Below are 268 nucleotides of genomic sequence, written 5' to 3'. Positions count from 1 at the left end.
CGTGTCAGCGTGCCTCGGGCTTGGCAGCGGATGTTCTTCTGACATTTGTCGTCCTGCAAGAAATGGCGATTGAGTTGGGGATGGAAGAGTCGTTCATCGCCCGCTTCGGCGCACAAGGTATGCGAAGGTCGGTCATTGAGTTGGTTCATTCGGCACATCCGGACAACCAAATTGCGGCTCCCGGCCGCTCCCTTGTCAGGGCACTGTCGTCATTGCTGAACTCCAATACTGCTCACATCATATTGGGGATGAACCCTTCGGATCCACC

At 55.6% G+C, this 268-nt stretch carries 1 protein-coding gene; it reads left to right on the top strand.

The features are described from left to right. Nucleotides 1-20 precede the first annotated feature (20 nt). On the top strand, nucleotides 21-268 hold a 248-nt coding region (locus SB717_RS36360; RefSeq protein WP_410907882.1), incomplete at its 3' end, for a hypothetical protein.

The sequence above is a fragment of the Priestia sp. SIMBA_032 genome (genome assembly GCF_046535215.1).
GTDB lineage: Bacteria > Bacillota > Bacilli > Bacillales > Bacillaceae_H > Priestia > Priestia aryabhattai.
This window is presented reverse-complemented; position numbering and strand designations above follow the sequence as displayed.